16 protein-coding genes and 1 pseudogene are annotated in these 20,277 nt (G+C 63.9%); 14 read left to right on the forward strand and 3 right to left on the reverse strand.

Going from position 1 to position 20,277, the window contains the following annotated elements:
• Positions 1 to 31: 31 nt before the first annotated feature.
• The 7 genes from FG95_RS01025 to FG95_RS01055 all read left to right on the forward strand — a co-directional run bounded on the left by FG95_RS01025 (position 32) and on the right by FG95_RS01055 (position 9,715).
• Positions 32 to 1,102: an amino acid ABC transporter substrate-binding protein gene (locus FG95_RS01025; RefSeq protein ID WP_003046368.1), complete on the forward strand. Its 1,071-nt coding sequence runs from the start codon at positions 32 to 34 to the stop codon at positions 1,100 to 1,102.
• Positions 1,099 to 3,291: an ABC transporter permease subunit gene (locus FG95_RS01030; protein ID WP_223181174.1), complete on the forward strand. Its 2,193-nt coding sequence runs from the start codon at positions 1,099 to 1,101 to the stop codon at positions 3,289 to 3,291. Before FG95_RS01025 ends, FG95_RS01030 begins: the two co-directional genes overlap by 4 nt.
• Positions 3,281 to 4,528, forward strand: a complete 1,248-nt coding sequence (gene metC, locus FG95_RS01035) for a cystathionine beta-lyase (RefSeq protein ID WP_037553302.1) — start codon at positions 3,281 to 3,283, stop codon at positions 4,526 to 4,528. Before FG95_RS01030 ends, metC begins: the two co-directional genes overlap by 11 nt.
• Entirely contained in the window at positions 4,525 to 5,277 is a 753-nt protein-coding gene (locus FG95_RS01040; RefSeq protein ID WP_037553304.1) for an amino acid ABC transporter ATP-binding protein, read from the forward strand. Before metC ends, FG95_RS01040 begins: the two co-directional genes overlap by 4 nt.
• Before the next feature lie 285 nt (positions 5,278 to 5,562).
• On the forward strand, positions 5,563 to 8,268 hold the full coding sequence (locus FG95_RS01045; protein ID WP_037553305.1) for a TonB-dependent receptor domain-containing protein: 2,706 nt from the start codon (positions 5,563 to 5,565) through the stop codon (positions 8,266 to 8,268).
• Positions 8,269 to 8,279: 11 nt separating this feature from the next.
• Positions 8,280 to 8,984: a PepSY domain-containing protein gene (locus tag FG95_RS01050; RefSeq protein ID WP_011542692.1), complete on the forward strand. Its 705-nt coding sequence runs from the start codon at positions 8,280 to 8,282 to the stop codon at positions 8,982 to 8,984.
• Positions 8,981 to 9,715 carry a PepSY domain-containing protein gene (locus FG95_RS01055; RefSeq protein ID WP_037553306.1) on the forward strand — a complete coding sequence of 245 codons (735 nt, stop codon included), beginning with the start codon at positions 8,981 to 8,983 and terminating at the stop codon, positions 9,713 to 9,715. Before FG95_RS01050 ends, FG95_RS01055 begins: the two co-directional genes overlap by 4 nt.
• A 6-nt stretch (positions 9,716 to 9,721) precedes the next feature.
• On the opposite strand, the gene hutC is transcribed toward FG95_RS01055, so the two are convergent.
• From hutC to FG95_RS21320, 3 genes and pseudogenes are all read right to left on the reverse strand, one after another.
• Positions 9,722 to 10,423, reverse strand: coding sequence for a histidine utilization repressor (hutC, locus tag FG95_RS01060; protein WP_052181953.1), 702 nt, complete (start codon positions 10,421 to 10,423; stop codon positions 9,722 to 9,724).
• Between the two features lie 196 nt (positions 10,424 to 10,619).
• Entirely contained in the window at positions 10,620 to 11,075 is a 456-nt protein-coding gene (locus FG95_RS20995) for a helix-turn-helix transcriptional regulator (protein WP_052181954.1), read from the reverse strand.
• A gap of 18 nt (positions 11,076 to 11,093) precedes the next feature.
• Positions 11,094 to 11,390, reverse strand: a pseudogene (locus FG95_RS21320) (AraC family ligand binding domain-containing protein); the annotation flags it as partial.
• Between the two features lie 83 nt (positions 11,391 to 11,473).
• Here FG95_RS21320 and FG95_RS19725 point away from each other — a divergent pair.
• The 7 genes from FG95_RS19725 to FG95_RS01100 all read left to right on the forward strand — a co-directional run bounded on the left by FG95_RS19725 (position 11,474) and on the right by FG95_RS01100 (position 20,209).
• Positions 11,474 to 12,208 carry a class I SAM-dependent methyltransferase gene (locus FG95_RS19725; RefSeq protein ID WP_052181955.1) on the forward strand — a complete coding sequence of 245 codons (735 nt, stop codon included), beginning with the start codon at positions 11,474 to 11,476 and terminating at the stop codon, positions 12,206 to 12,208.
• The gene (locus tag FG95_RS01075) at positions 12,150 to 13,079 is read left to right on the forward strand and encodes an alpha/beta fold hydrolase (protein WP_197411521.1); all 930 of its coding nucleotides are present in this window, start codon (positions 12,150 to 12,152) and stop codon (positions 13,077 to 13,079) included. The genes FG95_RS19725 and FG95_RS01075 overlap by 59 nt, the downstream gene beginning before the upstream one ends.
• A 237-nt stretch (positions 13,080 to 13,316) precedes the next feature.
• On the forward strand, positions 13,317 to 14,510 hold the full coding sequence (locus FG95_RS01080) for a hypothetical protein (RefSeq protein ID WP_037553308.1): 1,194 nt from the start codon (positions 13,317 to 13,319) through the stop codon (positions 14,508 to 14,510).
• 121 nt (positions 14,511 to 14,631) lie between these two features.
• The gene (locus tag FG95_RS01085) at positions 14,632 to 16,749 is read left to right on the forward strand and encodes a ParB/RepB/Spo0J family partition protein (protein ID WP_037553309.1); all 2,118 of its coding nucleotides are present in this window, start codon (positions 14,632 to 14,634) and stop codon (positions 16,747 to 16,749) included.
• Between the two features lie 189 nt (positions 16,750 to 16,938).
• Positions 16,939 to 17,973 carry a DUF7146 domain-containing protein gene (locus FG95_RS01090; protein ID WP_037553310.1) on the forward strand — a complete coding sequence of 345 codons (1,035 nt, stop codon included), beginning with the start codon at positions 16,939 to 16,941 and terminating at the stop codon, positions 17,971 to 17,973.
• A 317-nt stretch (positions 17,974 to 18,290) separates the two neighbouring features.
• Positions 18,291 to 19,223, forward strand: coding sequence for a DUF2493 domain-containing protein (locus FG95_RS01095; protein WP_037553311.1), 933 nt, complete (start codon positions 18,291 to 18,293; stop codon positions 19,221 to 19,223).
• Between the two features lie 251 nt (positions 19,224 to 19,474).
• Positions 19,475 to 20,209, forward strand: a complete 735-nt coding sequence (locus FG95_RS01100; RefSeq protein ID WP_052181956.1) for a helix-turn-helix transcriptional regulator — start codon at positions 19,475 to 19,477, stop codon at positions 20,207 to 20,209.
• Positions 20,210 to 20,277 lie beyond the last annotated feature (68 nt).

Raw genomic sequence — 20,277 nt, forward strand, 5'->3', positions numbered from 1 at the left:
TCTTATGGCGCTAGCATTGAAAGCCTCGTTTATGAATAGGTCGCACGCATCGCGCCGCTGGTTACCGGCGCTGCTCGCCGCAGGCGCCCTGTTACTCGGCGGCTGCGGCCGCGAGCCCGCCGGCACCGGTGGGCATGAAATCGCCGCGGCGAAGGGATCGACGCTTGCGCGGATTCGCGCGCGCGGAACGCTCAATTGCGCAATTCATACGGGGCAGCTCGGCATGTCCTATCTCGACAAACGCGGACGCTGGCAGGGCTTCTTCGTCGATTACTGCCGGGCGCTCGCCGCTGCGGTCCTCGGCGATGCCCGCAAGGTCCGGTTCATGCCGGTCGCCTCGAACAAGCGCTTCACGATCGTGCAGACGGGCGAGGCCGACGTCCTGTCGCGGACGACGACATGGACGCTGACGCGCGACACCGACCTCGGGGTGAATTTCGTCGGCACCATGTATTATGACGGGCAGAGCTTCCTGGTGCCCCGGCGATCGGGTGTGCGGCTTCCGACGGATCTCGATGGCGCATCGATCTGCATCACCAAGGGGACGACCTCCGAACTCAACACCGCCGAATATTTCGAGCGCAAGGGGCTGCGTTTCCAGTCCGTCGTGTTCGAGAATCCCGAGGAAGCCAAGCTCGCCTTCTTTGCCGGGCGGTGCGACGCAATGACCACCGATGCCTTCACGCTGACGGTGATCCGCCTGGCCGACACCGCGCATCCCGACGATTATGTGGTGCTGCCCGAGCGGCTCACCAAAGAACCGGTCGGCCCAGTCGTGCGCAGCGACGACGAGCAATGGTACGAGATCAACAAATGGGTGCTGAACGCGCTCTTCGCTGCCGAGGAAATGGGGGTCACCCGCGCGAATGCCGCGCGCATGCGGATGGCCTCGCGCGACCCTGAAGTGCGCAAGATGCTCGGCGGCTTGCCCGGATTCGGCAAGTCGCTCGGCCTTGACGATGACTGGGCGTACCGGGCAATCGAGGCGACCGGCAATTATGGCGAAATCTTCGACCGGCACATTACGCCGCTCGGCGTCGAACGCGGACAGAATAAGCTCTATCGGGACGGCGGGCTGATCTACCCGTTGCCGATGCGATGACTCATAAACACAGGCGGCTTGCCATCGCTGCGTTACCCTGGCTGCTGATCGCGGGCGGGCTTGTGGTCGCCTACGGCCTGTTTGCGACATTGGCGGACAATCTCGCGGACCGAAACATCCGGACGGGGTTCGGTTTCCTGTTCGACCGGGCGGGTTTCGCGATTGGCGAAACGCTGATTGCTTACGCGCCGGGCGATTCCTATGCCGCGGCGCTGGCGGTGGGTCTTCTCAACACGCTCCTGATATCGGCGCTCGGCATCATCTTCTCGACCTTGCTCGGCCTCGCGGTCTGCATGGCGCGCCTGTCGTCCAACTGGCTGCTTGCGAGGCTCTCCGGCCTTTATATCGAGCTGGTTCGCAATATTCCGCTGCTGCTCCAGATGTTCGTCTGGTACGCCGCGCTGCTGTTCGGTCTGCCCGGACCCGGCCCGGGCGCCGTCGGACCGTTCGACCTCGATAATCGGGGATTGCACCTCCCCGCGCTCTCCTTGGCCGATCCGGGACGGCCGGTCTTTCTCATCGCGATCGTCGCCTGTGCGATCCTGCTGGGTGCCGTGCGGCGAGGAGCCGTTCGCACGCGCACTGCGCTGGCCTTCGCCGGCATCTCCCTGGTGCCGCTCTTGCTGTGGGGCGGGATCGATCTGCCGCGGGCGGGGCGCTTCGGAACCGTCGGCGGATTGTCGCTCTCCACGGAGTTTCTGACGCTGGTCGCCAGCCTTTCGGTCTATGCCTCGGCCTATCTGGCCGAGATATTCCGCGGCGCGATCCTCGCCGTTCCCGCAGGGCAGAGCGAGGCCGCCAAAGCGCTCGGCCTGTCGCCCGCGCAAACAATGGGACGGATCGTGATGCCGCAAGCGCTGCGCATCGCCATACCGCCGATGACGAGCTGGCATCTCAACACGATCAAGAACAGCTCCCTGGGGGTCGCGATCGGATATCCCGAATTTGTCTCGGTGGTCGATACCGTCATCAGTCAGACAGGGCAGGCGATCGAGGGCGTCGGCCTGATCGTCGCGACCTTCCTGCTGCTTTCGCTATCCTTGTCGTTCGTCACCGGCCTCTATGCCCGCCAGTTGGGCTGGAGCGTCGCCGGGCAGCCCGGCCGGAGCATCCAGTCGGCGCCCCTCGAACCCTTTCCGCTGCGCTCGGCGACCGCCTGGCCGTCGTGGATACGGCGCAATCTGTTCAGAGGAGGACGCCAGTCGATACTCACCATCGCGATCCTCGCCATGACCGCGGCTTTCGCCGGCAAGGGGCTCTCGTGGCTGCTGTTCGACGCGACCTTCGCCGGGGGCGCGGCCGATTGCCGTTTGGCCAGCGGTGCTTGCTGGCCATTCCTCCGCGAAAATGCGCGGCTGATATTGTTTGGCACCTATCCCGAAGCCGAGCAGTGGCGGTCCGCAGCAGCGGCGGCCGCGCTGCTTTCATGCCTTGCCTTCTCCTTCGTCCCGCGATTCTGGCGCAGCCGCCTCGGGCTTGTCTGGCTCGGCGCAATCGCCGTGGCGGTACTTCTGCTACGAGGAGGATTCGCGGGCCTTTCCTATGTCCCGATGGAGAAGTGGAGCGGCCTGCCGGTCACATTGCTGCTCGCGAGCCTTGCGGTGGTCGGCGCTTTTCCATTGGCTATACTCCTCGCGTTCGGCCGCAGGTCGGCGCGGCGCGGCATTCGCTGGCCGAGCGTCGCCTTCATCGAGCTGGTTCGCGGAACGCCGCTGATCGGAGTGCTCTTCCTCGCTGCGGTCCTGTTCCCGCTGTTCGTGCCCTCCTATCTCTCGATCGACAGCCTGCCGCGCGTCCAGCTCGCGCTCATATTCTTCACTGCCGCCTATATGGCCGAGGTCATCCGGGGCGGCCTGCTGGCGGTTCCCGTCGGGCAAGCCGAGGCCGCGCATGCTCTTGGCCTCACCAAATGGCAGGCGCGGCGCCATATCCTGTTGCCGCAGGCGCTGAAAGTCAGCGTGCCGGGGCTGGTCAACACTTCGATCAGCGAGGTCAAGAACACGACGCTCGTCCTCATCGTCGGCGTCTTCGATTTGTTGCAGACGACCCGCCTCTCCTACGTCGAGGCGCAATGGCGACCCTATTTCGCCGAAGCCTATCTTTTTACCGGGACAATCTTTTTCCTCCTCTGTTTCTCCCTGTCCCGGCTCAGCATGAAGATCGAACGGAAACTAAACTATGCAGGATAATCACGACAGAAAATGGCCCGGGGAGCCGGCAAGCCCGAAAGGGCACGCCTGGCAGGACCCGACGCGTGCCGTTCACGGCGGTCCCCGCCCGCGCGATCAGCGGGGCCTCATCAATCCGCCCGTCGATCGAGCCTCCACCATTATCTACGGCAGCGTCGAGGCCTATATGGACCGGCACCAGGGTCTCTACGATGAGGTCATCTATGGCCTGTACGGAACGCGAACGACCTTTGCGCTCGCCGAGGCCGTCAGCGAACTCGAAGGCGGCTGCGCCACCGTCATCACCTCGTCTGGAACCAGCGCGATCGCGCTAGCCCTCACGGCTTTCGTGGCCGGGGGCGATCATCTGCTCGTTGCGGATTGCGTCTATGGGCCGACCCGCAAGTTTCTGACCGACGTTCTCGCGCGCTTCGGGGTCGAGGTGGAATATTTCCGGCCCGATATCGGAGCGGAGATTGCCGGGCTGTGCCGCAGCAACACCCGGCTCATCTACATGGAGACCCCGGGCTCGCAGACATTCGATATGATCGACGTCCCCGCGATCACGGCGGTTGCACGCAGCCGGGGCATATTGACCGCTCTCGACAACACCTGGGCGACGCCGCTTTTCTTCAAACCGTTGGCCCATGGGGTCGACATCTCGCTTGCTTCGGCAACCAAATATCTCTCGGGGCACTCCGACTGTCTGCTCGGCACGATGACCGCCGCCAGCGATGCCGTCTACCGCCAGCTCAAGGATGCGGCGGCGCGCTGGGGCAACTGCGCGAGTCCCGACAATTGCTATCTCGTCCACCGGGGCATCAGGACGCTCGATGCCCGCCTTGAACGCCACCAGCGTACCGCGGCGACGCTGATCGAATGGTTCGCCCAGCAACCCGAAGTGGTCGCGGTCCGCTATCCGGCCCATCCTTCCGATCCCGGCCATGCGATCTGGAAGCGGGATTTCACCGGAGCGTCCGGATTGTTCGGTGTTCAGCTCGATGGTCTTACCCCTCCGGAAACCAGCGCCTTTTTCAACGAATTCTCGCTGTTCCAGCTCGGTTCGAGTTGGGGCGGCTTCGAAAGCCTCGCGGTTCCGGCGTGGCCCGCTCCGATCCGCGATTTTCCCAATGGCGAGGCAGATGGGGCGCTGATCCGTATTCACGCCGGCCTCGAAGCGCCGCAGGATCTGATCGCCGACCTCGCCGCAGCCTTCGCGCGGGTACGGGCGATACGCGGCCGGGGGCAGGCGTCATGACCGATGCCTCGGGCCACGCGGCCGTCAGCTTGCGGCAGGTCGACAAATATTATGGCGCCTATCATGCCCTCCGCTCGATCGACCTCGAAATCGCCCCGCGCGAGCGGATCGTGATTTGCGGCCCTTCAGGCTCCGGCAAATCGACGCTCATTCGCTGCATGAACAGGCTCGAGGTGCCCGACTCCGGTGCCGTCCTGATCGAGGGAACCAGGATAACCGACGCGTCGCGAGAGGCCGTTGCGGCGCTCCGCGCCATTGGCATGGTTTTTCAGCAGTTCAATCTGTTCCCGCACAAGACGGTGCTGGAGAATTGCACCCTCGCGCCCGTCCTGCTCGGCGGCTTGTCTCTTCCGGAGGCGGAGGCGCGCGCCATATCCTATTTGGACAAGGTGAGGATTGGCGACCAGGCGGGCAAATATCCGGGGCAGCTCTCGGGAGGGCAGCAACAGCGGGCCGCGATAGCCCGCGCTCTGGCGATGGAGCCCCGGATTCTTCTCTTCGACGAGCCGACATCGGCGCTCGATCCCGAGATGATCAAGGAGGTACTCGATGTGATGACGTCCCTTGCCGGCGAAGGACGGACGATGGTGTGCGTGACGCACGAAATGGGATTCGCGCGCGAGGCGGCCGATCGCATGCTTTTCATGGATCAGGGCCAGATCATCGAAGACGCAAGGCCGGCAGATTTTTTCGCCGCGCCGAAAAGCGAACGCGCACGGACCTTTCTCGAACAGATACTTTCGCATTGAGCGGCTCAAGTCGGTCGCGCCCCCAAGCTGTGCCGACCCACTTAATCATGTCATTTCATAAGCAAGCCGAGGGAGGGGCCCGCCGGCTCCTTGCGCGAAAAGGCTCAGGCCGGAAAAAATTTCAAAATTGATGAGGGGTAGAGCTTTGGGGTGCGTATCTAGTAGGTATCGTGCGCCCGGAATTTACTTCATAACCAATTGATATGATTCAATAAATTCCTATTGACCTGTATATACATTTGATGCTCTCTGAGGGGAATCAGCCAACCATCAGGGGGTTTCGCTATGATGACCAGGACAATTTTGCTCGCCAGCGCCGCAGCGGTCGCGACCTTTGCAACGCCAGCGCTCGCGCAGAGCGATGCTGCGACGCAGTCACCCGCCGCGGAGGATGCTCCGAACGGATCGGACATCGTCGTGACCGGCTCGCGCATTCGTCGCCAGGATCTCGCGGGCGTCGGCCCCGCGACCGTCGTGTCGGCCGAGCAGATCGAGAACACCGGCGTCGTCAATATCGAGACGGTGCTGCAGCGCCTTCCCGCCAACGCCGGCTTCGCAGGCAACCAGACCTCCGCCTATTGGGCGAACAATGGATATGGCACGGCGCAGGTGAACCTGCGCGGTCTCGGCATCAAGCGCACGCTTGTTCTGCTCAACGGCCGCCGCCTCGTCGCGGGCGGCACCGGCGCGAACTCCTCGCCCGATCTTAACATGATCCCGGTCGCGGCGCTCGCGCGCACCGATGTGCTCAAGGACGGCGCCTCGGCGATCTATGGCGCCGACGCGATGGCGGGCGTGGTCAACCTCGTGACCCGCACTGACTATGAAGGCCTCGGCCTCAGCGTGCGCCAAGGCATCACCGAAAAGGGCGATGGCTCGGACTTCACCGCCGACCTCCTGTGGGGCGTCCGCAACGATCGCGGCGGTTTCATGGCGGCGGTCACCTATCAGAAGACGAGCGCGGTCAATATGGCAACGCGCGCGCCTTGCTCGCTTGCCGAAACCACGCCCGGCATGCTGAGCTGCGTGAACAGCGCCTCGACGATCGGCGGCCGCGCGGTGCTGCCGAACGGCCAGCAGATCAACTTCAATCAGGTGCTGGGCGGTAACGGCAACTTCTTCGAGCCGTACAGCGCTGCCAAGCACAACTTCAACTCGAACCCGTTCCTCAACGCGGTGAGCCCGGTCGAGCGCGTGAGCACGGCGTTTTTCGCCGACTATGACATCACTGACAATATCGAGGCGTTCGGCGAATTCCTTTACACCTTCCGCAAGTCGAATCAGATCGCGACGCCCGGAACGCTGCGCAACCTCTCGATCGCGGCGAGCAATCCCACCAATCCGACGGGGCAGAATATCGTCCTCATCCAGCGCCGCCTCGCCGAGCCCGGCCCGCGCCAATTCTTCCAGGAAACCGATACCTGGCAGGGTACGTTTGGCCTCCGCGGCAAGCTCTCTAACGATTGGGGATGGGAAATCGCGGGCGCCTTCGGCCGCAACACCGCGGTCGATGGTTCGACCAACATCGCCAATCTCGAGCGAGTGGCGAATTCCCTCGATACGACCAAGTGCAGTCTTGCTGCCGGTGCCACGATCCCCTGCGCCGACTATCTCGGGTTCGGCGACCTGACCCCGGAGGTTCTCGACTATATCCTGTTCACGTCGCGCGACCGCGGCGGCAACGAGCTTGCGACGGTCACCGCCGATATCAACGGCGATCTCTTCAAGCTGCCCGCAGGCCCCGTCTCCTTCGCGGCGGGTGTCGTCTATCGCAAGGAAAAGGGTTGGCGCGATCCCGATCCGCTGACGGTGCTCGGTATTGCCAACACCAACCAGCAGGATCCGATCTCCGGAACGAGCACGGCGAAGGAAGCCTATCTCGAACTGTCGGTGCCCGTTCTGGCCGACACACCCTTCTTCCAGTCGCTTACCCTCGACGGCGCGGTTCGCTACTCGAACTACGACCTGTTCGGCAGCGACTGGAACTACAAGGGGAGCGTCGACTGGGTCATCAATGACAGCTTCCGCCTGCGCGGCACCTACGGCACCGGCTTTCGCATTCCGAACGTCCCCGAATTGTTCGGCGGCGTCTCCGAGGGCAATCTGACGACCACCGACCCCTGCTCGCGCTATTCGACCAGCGGCAATGCGACACTGATCGCCAATTGTCAGGCGTCGGGCGTGCCGGCCAATTATGTTCAGCTCGGTACAACGATCCTGACAACGGTCGGCGGCAACGAGAATCTGAAACCCGAAAGCTCGACGACCTGGACCGTCGGGACGGTGATTTCACCGAAGGGACTGGTTCCGGGACTCTCGCTCACTGCCGACTGGTTCGACATCAAGATCAAGGATGCGATCCGTGCTATTCCGGGCTCGACAAAGCTCAGCATTTGTTATGCGAGCCAGAATCTTTCGCATCCCTTCTGCGAAGATTTTACCCGCAGCCCGTTGACCGGCGAGGTTACCTTCCTCTCCGCGCAACCGATCAACACGGGCCGCGAAGAAATGAACGGCCTCGATCTGGGTCTCGTTTACAACAATGACATCGGCAGCGTGAACGTCTCGCTCGACGTCAACGTGACCTATCTCAACAAATATGTGGTCCTGCCTTTCCCCGGCGGCGCGCCGATCGACTTCGACGGCTTTATCGGCGGCGGCAATGGCGGCTATCCGAAATGGCGCGGCTATGGCGTGCTGACCGCTGAAAAGGACGGGGTCAGCGCGACCTGGTCGACCCAGTGGATCGGCAAGGCGACCGACTTCAATGCGGCCCCCGGCGACATCGGCTACAGCACGCCGAATGTCTTCTACCACAATCTCCAGGTCGCTTTCGAAATCGACGAGAAGACCCGGTTCCAGGTCGGTGTCGACAATCTTTTCGATCGCAAGGCGCCCTATATCCAGAGCTTCACCGATGCGAACACCGACACGATGACCTATGACCTGCTCGGACGGCGTTTCTACGTCGGCTTCCGCACCGCGTTCTGAGGGTAATCGATATGGCGATCCGTTGGCCGCTGCTCGTCCGGCGAACGCATAAATGGCTGGCCTTGGTGGTCGGCGTCCAGGCGCTGCTCTGGACGCTGACCGGCTTCTACATGGTGGTCGTGCATATCGACACCATCCATGGCGACCATCTCGTGCGCGCGCCGATGGTTCAGCCCTTCGACCTCGCGGGCCTCGCGCCGCCGTCGCGGATCGTTGCGGCCGCGCCCGGTGCGTCCGAGGTTCGCTTGCAGCGGTTCTTCGATCGCCCCGTCTGGCGCGCTGAAACTCCCGAAGGGGCGCGGCTGTTCGATGCCCGCTCGGGTGCGCCGCTGCCTGCGCTTACCGAGTCCCAGGTCCGCGAGCAGGCGCGGCGCATCTACACCGGCGACGGCAAGATCGTGTCGGTGCGGCTGTTGACCGAAGCGCCACAGGAAATGCAGTCGCGCAAGCCGCCCTATTGGCAGGTCGAGTTCGAGGGCTGGAACCGCCCGACGCTCTATCTGTCGCCGACGACCGGTGAGCTTATCTCGCGCCGGCACGCATTGTGGCGCGTGTTCGACTTCGCGTGGATGCTCCACATCATGGACTATGATGAGCGGACCGACGTCAACAACCCGTTGCTCCGCGTCGCGACCTGGAGCGTCTTCGCGATGGCGATCAGCGGGGCGTGGTTGCTGATCTGGTCCTTCAAACGCCGCAAGAGGAAGCAGGCATGAAACGCATCCGACTGACGCCGCTCTTCTTCCGGCGCATCCACAAATGGGTCGGGCTGATCCTGGGTCTCCAGTTCCTGCTCTGGGCGCTCAGCGGATCGGTGATGGCGCTGCTCGACAAGGATAAGGTCGGCGGGCACGGCGGCGGGATGTCGCATGCGCATCCACTGCCACCGGGGGAATATTTCGACGTGGCGGCCCTGCCGCGCGGCGAACCTGTCACGGGCGTGATCCTTCGCGATCTCGGAACCCGGCCGGTCTATGAAGTGCGCTCCGCAAAAGGCGTCCGTCTCGTCGACGCGACAAGCGGCGAGCACATCCGGGTCGACGAGGCCATGGCGCGCGAAGTCGCCTCCATGATGAACGAGGCGCCGATCCGAGAGGTGAGCGTAATCGCCAAGCCGAACCTCGAATCGCGCGATCATGAGGGGGCGATGTGGCGCGTCGATTTCGCGGACGACGAGAACAGCAGCGCCTATGTCTCGCTCGATACCGCCCGCTTTCTCGTGATGCGCGGCGATACCTGGCGCACATGGGACTTCTTCTGGATGCTCCACAATATGGACTATATCAACCGGTCGAGCTTCAACCACCCGCTGATCATCTTCGTCGCCTTCGGTGTACTATGGCTGTCGGGAACCGGCTTCTACCTGCTGTTCAAAAGCTTCAGCAAAGCCGACTTCCGTTGGCTGCGCCGGCGCCGCAAGCCGGTCGTGGTCACCCGCACCGGCTGACCGGCCTCAATCGTCGATCGAAAAGGCGGCTGACAGCTCGAAGCGTGTTCCGGGGTGTGTCAGCCAGGCATGCGACACAAGGCGCGAGCGGCTCCAAGTCCGGCGCGTCATCTGGAGCACCGGTTCGCCGTCGGACAATCCCAGCATGCCGCGCATCCGCTCGTCGGGCATCGTCGAGCAAACGCGATGCTCGACCCGTTCGAGCGGTGCAATGCGCGTCAGATATTCATTTGGTGTCATCCGCGTGAAGTCGAGCGTGCCATAGTCGGGGGCGATCGACGCGAGAACGAACCTCTCTTCTATCTGTATCGGAAATTCGGCTTCGTGATGGACGATGATCGAATGGAACAATTTCGTGCCCACGGACACCTCGAGCAGCGGCGCCGTCTCTACATTGGCGCGCTCTTCGCGGTTCTGGATCACGCGGGCGCGGTACGCATGACCGCGCTCCCGGATTTCCTCGGCGATGTTGCGGATTTCAATCATCTGGCCGATCGGCTTTGGCTCTGCGATGAACGATCCGCTGCCGGCGCGCCGCACGACGACGCCCGCCGCCTGCAACTCGCGTAGAGCGCGGTTCGCGGTCATCCGCGAAACGTCGAACTGCTGAACCAGCTCCGCTTCCGACGGCACCCGGTCTCCTGGGTTGAGGCGGCCGTCCCGCACTGCATCGCAAATGCTTTGCTTGATGGCGACGTACCGGGGCATCACCTCGCCTCCCGTCTCTTCGGGCGGCCGGGTTGCCTCGCGGGGCCGAGATTCTGAAGCGGGGGATTTTCGAGTGAGCGAAGGGTTCATAAGTCGTCTATACAACTTCGCCGACTCCCAGCTAGGTAAAACAGAATGTCACGCGCCGATTGCGCAAAAACTTGCGCGCCAAGCCACTCTCGGTGAGAGCGGGAGACTAATTGTCTCGATTCCGCTTGCGATCGGGAAAGTAGCGTGCCGGCGTTACACCGGTCAGTTCGCGAAACGAGCGGATAAAGTTACTCGCCGTCCCAAAACCGAGTTCGAGCGCGATCGATGTGACCGCCTCGCCCTGCGCCAGCCGCAAGAGCGCGGCCTTGAGCCGAATCTGGTTCCGAAACGCGGTAAAGCCTGTTCCGGTATCGCGTTGGAACAGCCGCGCAAGGCTTCGGCTCGAGATATGGAGTTGCTCCGACCAGGCTTCGAGGCTCCTCCGGTCGCCGGGATTGCGATCGAGTGCCGCGGCGATTTGCGCGATACGGGGCGCTGTGACCGACGGGATCGTCAGGGCAGGCGATATTTTCAACGCCATCTCGTCGGCGAAGAGGAAGGCCAGATGCCGCTGACGCGCCCCTGCGCCCGTGCCTGCGGCCGCAAAAATGATCTCGCGCATCAAGGGGCTCACGGAAGTTAGCCCGGCTTCTTTCGGCAGCCTCCGTAGAATGCTGCCGAAACAATATATGCTGTACATCTCGAAACCGCCCGAGGTCTCGACGCGATGCTCATGGTCCGCGGGCAGCCAAACGCCCTGCTGGGGCGGAACGACCCATTGTCCCTCACGGGTGTGCAATATCATGACCCCCCTGCTCGGGTATATCAGTTGGACTACTGGGTGCCGGTGCCACTCCCCGATGCTTCGTGCATGGAATGTGGCTCGTTCCACCTCGATCGAGACCGAAGGAGCATTCTTGTCGGATAGTGAATTCATTATGTCCTGATATCATCTATCGGACATAGTCTCCAACGCTCAGCATCGTCTTCGCAATCGACGGAGACCTTATGCGCCTACCCATGATGATCCAGTCCACGAAGCGTTCGTCCGCCGCCCGTCCCCATGGGGAATATAAGCGCCAATTGCTCGACGAAATTGTCGCTCTCAAGCCGGCAACCTTACTCGACGTCGGATGCGGCACGGGCGATCTTCTCGTCGCAGCGCGCGAAGCGGGCATCGCCCGCACTGTCGGGATCGAGCCGGAAACCCAAGCTTGCGTCCGCGCGCGATCCCGGGGTTTGGACGTCATTTCATGTCGTGCCGAAGCGCTGCCATTCGAAGACCGCAGTTTCGACGTCGTGACGCTCGATTATGTCGCACATCATACGGAGAATTTGCCGAGAGCATTGCGCGAGGCGTCGCGCGTCGCGCGCTGCGCCGTGCTCATCCTGGATTGCTGGTTCGACGACACCCTTGCTTCCCAGCGCGTCGCACGACGCTATGACAACTGGCTGAAGAGGCGCGACCGCAAGAGCGGATATGTGCACAACGCCTGCCCCACGGCGATCGAACTAATCTCTATGTTTGCAGCCGAAGAATTTTCGATCGACTATTTTTGCCGCCTTATCCTTTCGCCGCTCGACGTCGCCGAAGTCGAACGATCGGCCCGCGGTCTCCTGGAAAATGACGACGACCCGATCGGGAGGCTGGAACTGGAGGGCATTCTAGACGATGCCCGCCGCGACGGAATAAGCGATGATGGCTGCATCGTCGCTCGCTTTCTTCGCGACGGCGAAGCTGCAGACACCGCCTAGGCCCGAGAATGAAGGAGAGGCGATCATGTCGAGGCAAGCGGCTCTGGCCGAGATCCGGTTTCTGGGCGATGATCGATGTGAGTTGTCTGCCTGGGTGTCGGCGGCGGCTCCAGGGATCGAGAATCCAACGCCGATCCTGCTATGCCACGGTGGCGGACCCGATCACGCAATGTTCCTGCCCCTGATCGAGACAATCCCGGACGAATATGCGGTAATACTTCCCGATGTGCGCGGCTATGGCCGATCGCGATGTCGCGACACGGCGCGCCACACTTGGGCCCAATATGTATCCGATGCAGTCGCGTTGCTTGACGCCCTTGGTTTCTCGCGCGCCATCATCGGAGGCGCCGGACTTGGATCGACGATAGCACTCCGCTTCGCGGTGGATCTTCCGACCTATGTTCTGGCTGTCATCGCGATCGGGATCGAGGATATCGAGGACGATAAGGCAAAGGAGGCTGAAATCCGGATGATGGAGGCGTTCGCCTTGCGAGTACAGCGTGACGGCATTCTGGCCGGATGGGAGCCCCTCTTGCCGCATCTATCTCCGATCATCGGCGCGATGGTTTGCGAGGCGATCCCGCGTTCCGATGCGGAGAGCATTGCCGCGGCTGCGGCGATCGGTCGCGACCGATCCTTTAAAGATCCCGAAGAGCTTGCCGTCATTTCCGTTCCGGTCATCTTGTTCGCGGGTGACGACGCGAGACACCCGCAGTCGCTGGCCGAAGAGCTTGCGAGCATCATTCCCCGTGGCCGATTGGCGGCGGCTTCGCTGTCATCGAACGTGAAAACAAGCCGCGATTTCGGTCGGTTCATCGCGCCCGCTCTTCTCGACTTTATTGCCGAAGTTCGAGCCGCACCCACAGGATGATCGCAGCCTCTACGATCTGACCGACGGATAACCGCCGAAGCAGGCCCATCCAGCCGGACCTGGCGCGCACCCGATTGCGATAGCAGCAAGCGGTCTCGGCCGGCACCTGCGTCGGTGGTGCGATGTCCCGCCGCGAAGCGCGGCCCCCTTCGGCGGCCGCAGAGGGAGAGGAGAGAGGGGCCAGGTGACGGGTTGAAACCGGGAGAGAGTCTTCCGGACCCGTCGCGGAGACACGCCATGACACTTCTACCCAGCACCCTCGCCCGCGATTCGTCCCCGGGCTACAAGGTCGATATCTCGCGAGGCCGGCGCATCGGCCGCGTCTCGTCCGAATGGTTCTCCCGGCCCGACGACGAGCGCTACCTGTCGCTCTCCGACCTTTATGATGCAGTGCGCGCGCGGGCCGAGACCGCGACTGCGCGGACTGTCGAAACCCGCGCCATTCGCGTCATCGCCGCGCCCGACGAACCCGAGCGACTGAGCCTGCTCCTTCCCGACCGCGAAGCGCCGGTTGCACCCACGCACTGGTCTTTCGGGCAAATGTGCAGTCTCGTCGGGGCGCCGTCGGCCTATCTGCGCCAGCTTCCCGCCGCATTGGCGGGCATCAACATGCAGCACGGTCTGCTCGCGCATCGCGGGGAATTGGTGAAGACGCTCGAGACCGGCGACGGGCGCACCGAGCTGCGTGCCGTGACCGGCCCCGATTATGGCCGCATCTGGGATCATGAGCTTGTCGCCGCGGTCATGAAGATCGCGGGCAATGGCACTGGCGACACGCGGTGGAAGGTGCCGGGGCTCCTCGACTGGTCGACGATGCGCCACAATCCCTTCGTCGAGGTCATGAAAGATACGACGACGCTCTACGCCAGCGACCGCGACGTCTTCCTCTTCCTTGTCGACGACGCCAATCCGATCGAGGCCGGTCGTCTGCCCAACGGCGATCCCGACCTCTTCTTCCGCGGCTTCTACTGCTGGAACAGCGAGGTCGGGTCGAAAGCCCTCGGCATGGCGACCTTCTATCTTCGCGCCGTCTGCATGAACCGGAACATCTGGGGCGCCGAGGGCTTCGAAGAGATCAGCATCCGGCACAGCAAGTTCGCGGCCGGTCGCTTCGCGCAGGAAGCGGCGCCCGCGCTCGAACGCTTCGCCTCTTCCTCGCCGGTCTCCTTTATGAACGGCATCAAGGCCGCTCGGGCCGCGATCGTCGCGCGCGACGATGACGATCGGCAGACCTTCCTGCGCAAACGCGGCTTCTCGAAGGGCGAGAGCGAGCGGATCATCCGCAGCGTGCTGCAGGAAGAGGGGCACCCGCCCGCATCGATCTTCGACTTCGTGCAGGGGATCACCGCGCTGGCCCGCGAGCGTCCGCATCAGGATGGACGGCTCGAGCTGGAAGCCAAGGGTGCCAAGCTTCTGGCCTCGGTCCACTGAGCAAATCTCGCGTTCGCCGGCGGCGTGGTCCTTTCCCTTCAGAGGGAGAGGGCTGCGCCGGAGCCATGACGGGCTGAGAGCCGGGAGAGAGTCTCGCGGCGGCCTGTCATGGAGAAGCATCATGACGAAACAGGCAAAAATCACCCTCAGCGGCGCGCGGGAAATTCCCTTCAGCGCGCTCGTGCTGAGCCAGGCCAATGTGCGGCGCGTGAAGGCCGGGGTGTCGATCGACAGCCTTGCCGCGGACATCGCGCGGCGCGGCCTCCTCCAGAGCCTGACTGTTCGCGCCCAGCGCGACGAGGCGGGCCAGGAAACCGGTCGCTTCGAAGTCCCGGCCGGCGGTCGCCGCTTCCGCGCGCTCCAGATGCTGGTGAAACAGCGGCGCCTGGCGAAGACCGAGCCCGTGCCCTGCATCGTCCGCGAGGATGATGCCGTGTCGGCCGAAGAGGATTCGCTCGCCGAAAATGTCCATCGCGAACCGCTGCATCCGCTCGACCAGTTCCGGTCGATGCAGAAGCTCGTCGAACAGGGCACCGACATCGAAACGATCGCGGCGACCTTCATGGTCACGCCCGCGGTCGTGAAACAGCGCCTCAAGCTCGCCGAGGTCTCGCCCAAGCTCCACGACATCTACGCCGATGACGGCATGACGCTCGAACAGCTGATGTCCTTTTCGGTGTCGAGCGATCACGCGCGGCAGGAACAGGTCTGGGATATGCTCGCCTCGAGCCACACCCAGCAGCCCTGGTATATCCGCGCGCGGCTGACCGAGGACAAGGTTCGGGCATCGGACAAGCGCGTCCAGTTCGTCACCCTCGACGCCTATCGCGAGGCAGGCGGACATATTCTTCGCGATCTCTTCGAAAGCGATGACGGCGGCTGGCTCGAGGACGTCGCGCTGCTCGACCGGCTGCAGGCCGAGAAGTTCGAAGCCGAGGTTGCGCGTGTCGCGGCGGAAGGCTGGAAGTGGATCGAGACGGCGGTCGACTTCCCCTATGGCCACACCTTCGGCCACCGCCCGCTCGATGGCGTGGCGGCCGAGACGAGCGCCGACGATGAGGCGCGGATCGAAGCGCTGCGCGAGGAAGCCGACCGGCTCGAAGACGAATGGGCGGGCGCCGAGGACATCCCCGATGAAATCAGTGCCCGGATCGATGCGATCGACGAGGAGATCGCGCCGCTCGTCTCGAAGCCGCTGATCTACGACCCGGAGGAAGTGGCGATCGCCGGCACCTTCGTGAGCATCGATGTCGACGGGTCGCTGCATATCGAACGCGGCTTCGTTCGTCCCGAGGACGAGCCGCAAGAGCCCGTTGACGAGGAAGCTGCGGGCGGCGAGGAAGCGGCCGGCGGCGTGATCGGCGACGAAATGCAGGAAGATGCGGTCGGCGCGACATCTCCGGAAGAAGGCGGCACCGGCGAGGGCGAAGATCCGGATGATCTCGTCCGCCCGCTTCCGGACAAGCTCGTGACCGACCTCACCGCGCACCGCACCCTTGCGCTGCGCGACGCGCTGGCCGCAAGCCCGCTGGTGGCGTTTGCGGCGATGCTCCACGCCATCGTTCTCGAATGCTTCTACACCTATGCCTCCTCGGCGAGTTGCGTCGGCATCGCGCTGCGCAATCATTCGATGGTCGGCTATGATGCGGGGCTCAACGATACGCCGTCCGCGCGGGCCATTCGCGAACGGCACGAAGGCTGGTCCGAGCGGCTGCCCGATGCGACCGCCGATCTGTGGGACGTGCTTGCCGGTCTCGACGCTGATGACCAGGCAGCACTGTTCGCGCACTGCGTCTCCTTCGGCGTCAATGCGGTGTGGGAGCCGGCGACCCGCTATAATGAAGGCCGGGTGTCGGCCCGCGCGGTGGCGAGCCGGATCGACCATTCGCACATCCTCGCGCGGGCGTCGGGCCTCGACATGGTCCAGGCGGGCTGGGTTGCTACCACGGCCAATTACCTCGGACGGGTGACCAAGCCGGGGATCCTCGATGCCGTCGAAGAGGCTTGCGGGGCCGAAGCGGCGGCGCGGATTGCGGGACTGAAGAAGCCCGAGATGGCGAGCGCCGCCGAGGACCTGCTCAAAGGCACCGGCTGGCTTGCACATCCGCTGCGCACGCCCGTCATCGACGAGCCCGACGGTGATGGGGAGCTGGCTGCGGCCAATGACGATGGCCCTGCAATCGAAGCGGGCCATGACGAGCTGGGCGACGACGACATCGAAGCGATTGCCGCCGAATAACGCCACCGACTATCATTCGGGGAGTTCGGCGCTGTGCCGGGCTCCCCATTTTTTCGCTGGCCCTTGAAATCAGGACGCTCCGCGCGAACATCGGAGGTGTCCGGCAGGGGCTGCCAGACCGCCGCATGCCTTCCTGACCCGCTCCACCGGGCGGGATCGCGCGCAGCCTGTCTTGTGAAGGAGGCCCCCATGTCGAGTCCTGCAGCCGAGGTCGCGCGACGCCTCGCCGACGATGCCGAGGCGGTTTGCCGCCGATATCTCTCCCATGGACGCCGCGAGGGACATTATTGGATGGTCGGTGACGTCCGTAATTCGCCGGGCCGCAGCCTTTACGTTCGCCTTTCTGGCACCGCCGACGGTCTTCGGTCCGCTGGCAAATGGACCGATGCCGCCAGCGGCGATCATGGCGATCTTCTCGATGTCATCGCCGCGAGCTGCGGCCATACATCCTTCCGCGACACGCTCGACGAGGCGCGCCGCTTTCTGAGCCTGCCTGCCGTCATGCCCGGCGACCGAAATCCGGCTCCGCGTAAAGCACCGCGCGGCACCCCCGAGGCCGCCCGCAGGCTATGGGCCGGATCGAAGCCGCTCAGCGGCACCCTTGCCCGCGCCTATCTGTCTGCCCGCGCGATCGGCGACCTTCGCGATGCCGAATGGCTTCGTTTCCATCCCCATTGCTTCTATCATCCATCCGAGGACGACGCCCCCGATGTCCGCCGGGCATGGCCCGCCCTGATCGCGGCGATCACTGACGAGGCGGGCAATGTCACCGGAGTCCATCGCACCTGGCTCGACTCGGCCGCCTGCGACAAGGCGCCGGTTGCCTATCCGCGGCGCGCCATGGGCCAATTGCTCGGTCATGGCGTTCGGTTCGGCACGTCGGCTGCGGTCATGGCGGCGGGCGAAGGCATCGAAACCATCCTGTCTTTGCGTCAGATCACACCAGCCCTGCCGATGATCGCCGCCCTTTCGGCGGCCCATCTGGGAGCGTTGACCTTCCCGCGCGGACTGCAGCGACTGTATGTCGCGCGTGACGACGACCCGGCGGGTGCGGCCGCCTTCGGGACGCTTTGCGACCGAGCCCGGCCGCTCGGCATCGAGGTCATCGCGCTCGAAGCGGATCGCGGCGACTTCAATGCCGATCTCATGACACTCGGCCGACAGCGAATGATCGGCTCGCTTCGATCCCAGCTCCGGACTGCGGATCGTTCACTCCTGCTCTGACGCCTCAGCATCGGCCGGAAGGAGGGCGGGCGAGGGATGGACCGGTGCTGATGCAGCACCACGGGGTGGCCGCGCTCCGGCCTTCGCAAGAGGGCGACTGCGGCGAACCGTACCGGGCCCGCAATGGCGGGCGGGCGGCTATTTTCCGCCGGGGCGCGCGGCGCCCCTTTGCATCGCGAAACAAAATAGCCTTCGCCCGCCATCCTCCGCCTTCGGCTTCGGCCGCGGCCGGGGCCGCGGTGCAGTTCGGTACGGCGCGCCGCGAGGGGTCGCCGCGAAGGCCGCGCGAGCGCGGCAAAACCCGACTGGAGACGATCATGTTGAGCCCCACCGAACCCGCCGACGATCCTGCCGAAGCCGGCGCCACCCATCTCCTCCTTCAGGAGATGCAACTCTTCGGACATCGCCCCTTCGAAGACGAACCCGACCCGCGCCCGCTGCCCGATGCCCGCCTGGCGGCCGGCGCTGTCGCCGACATATTCGATGCCCTTGTCGGCTGTCTCGACGATACGCGGATCGAGCCCGATCTCGAAGAGCTCCTCTGGAACGTCGTCAACCTCTTCCACCGCGCGGGGGAGCGGGTCGAACGCAGCCTCGACGACAATGAACAGGCGCAACGCCGAGCCCAGCGCGAACAGGACGGGAGCGAGATCCGGTCGGTCGAGCTCGAACGCCTCGTGCAGCAGGGGATCAGCCTGATCGAACGGCGCGATGCGATGGAATTCTTCCGCGAAAGCGCCGCCGAACAATTTCGGACCCACTGCCGCAAGGCCTGGTCACCGCGCACCGGATCGCGCGCGCATCACCGGTCGATGACCGCGGCGATGATCGACAGCCGTGACTTTCTCGACGCGCGGTTGCGCCAGAAAGCGGCTGCACTTCTTCCCGAGGGCACGCGCATCCTGTTCACCGGCGGCGCTGATGTCGACGATCATAGGGCGATCTGGGATGCTCTCGATCGCGCACGCGACCGCCATCCCGATATGATCCTGCTCCATGGGGCAACGCCGACGGGGGCCGAACGCATCGCCGCCTGCTGGGCCGAAACCCGCAAGGTGACGCAGGTGGCCTTCCGTCCCGACTGGAGCCGGCATGGCAAGTCCGCGCCGTTCAAGCGCAACGACCGGATGCTCGAAGCACTGCCGGTCGGGGTCATCATCTTCCCCGGCACCGGCATCCAGGACAATCTCGCCGACAAGGCTGCGAAGATCGGCCTTCCGGTCTGGGATTTTCGCAAGCGGGGCCGATGACAGCCGTCGGGCATTCGGACGCTTTCGGCAAAATGGCCCCAATCTGGTTCTATCTCCCGAATATAATTGAAATATATTCGTAACATCCGCAAATTTACATCATTGTAGATCGCTATGACCAGCGGCGATCACCCGTCGCCGGCGGGACGGCCCATTGAGAGGGCACCGCTCGCAGGCCATGACGAGGAGCAGGGACGGTCGGCCGACTTGGCGACGACTGCCGTCCGCTGCCATGGGTCGCAATGCCGACGATGGACGCTGCGCATGCTTTTGCGCTCGACGTCACGCGGGTGAAGGATGCGGCGGGTCTGGCCGATCTGCTGGCGGAGGCCTGCGCGCGCATGGGCTGTTCCTGGTTCGCGCTGAGCCACCATGTCGATTTCCTCGCGGCTCCCGACAGGGGTGTTCGCGTCCACAACTATCCCGAGGATTGGGCCCGCTGGTTTGACGAGCGCGGCCTAGGGCTTACCGATCCGGTGCATCGCGCCAGTCACCGCAGTCTCGAGGGTTTCTTCTGGCGCAACATGAAGCCGCTTTCGGGCGAACGCCCCGAGGACGAACTGGTTCTCAGTGAGGCGCAGCGGCACGGAATAGGAGACGGGCTTACCATACCGGCGCATATTCCTGGCGAGGCGCATGGTTCGGTGTCCTTCGCCTGGACGCCGGGGATCGCCGCGAATGATATGGCGCTCCTCTTTGCCCGAATGATCGGTGGGCCAGCCTTCGAAGCCGCGCGGCTGCTCGCCAATCCCGAACTCGCGCAGGTCGGGCCGCGGCTGACGGACCGCCAGCGCGAATGTCTGATCTTGTCCGCCAAAGGCAACAGTGCCCCGAAGGTTGGACGCATCCTCGATCTCAGTCCCGACACGGTTCGCGAGCATCTTCGCAACGCGCGGCAGCGTTACGACGCGAATGGTGGGATCACGCTGACGGTGCGCGCGCTTTATGCCGGCGACCTCAGCTACGAGGATATCGCCAAGCGCTGAACTTTTTTCGCCGACACCCCCCGATCGTGCTATGGTGGAGTGGCAAAAAGCCGTTCAATTGGATGGTC

Source organism: Sphingopyxis sp. LC363, assembly GCF_000756385.1.
In the GTDB taxonomy this organism is placed as follows: domain Bacteria; phylum Pseudomonadota; class Alphaproteobacteria; order Sphingomonadales; family Sphingomonadaceae; genus Sphingopyxis.